The 326-nt window shown below is 49.7% G+C and carries 1 pseudogene; it reads right to left on the bottom strand.

Annotated elements, in window-relative coordinates:
- Positions 1–326: pseudogene (locus P0G09_RS16655) on the bottom strand (conjugal transfer protein TraE); the annotation flags it as partial.

Below are 326 nucleotides of genomic sequence, written 5' to 3'. Positions count from 1 at the left end.
TGTGCTTTTGGGCAATACTGGATGCCTGAAAAACATTGTTTTCCAGTTCCTGTTCCGTGCGCCCGGTGTTCAGAACCAGAAAGGTGACAAGGAACATCCGCTCGTTCTGGCTCTGCAATTCTTTCAGCAGGGCTTTGGCATCCCTGCCGTAAGTTTTCAAATCTGACGGCAGAATGTCTATATCATAACCGGAACGGATTGCTATTTTCTGCTCCTCAATGGTACTGCGATCCAGTTCCGTGATGGTGCGCTTGACCGTCTTGATGGCCTTGTTCTGGTCAACGGACTGGATGTGCATGGTGACGATCTGGCTGGAATCCATATCG

The organism is Faecalibacterium sp. DFI.5.82 (genome assembly GCF_029076575.1).
GTDB lineage: Bacteria > Bacillota > Clostridia > Oscillospirales > Ruminococcaceae > Faecalibacterium > Faecalibacterium duncaniae.
The sequence above is the reverse complement of the archived record's forward strand: the minus strand, read 5'-3'. Positions and strand labels throughout refer to the sequence as shown.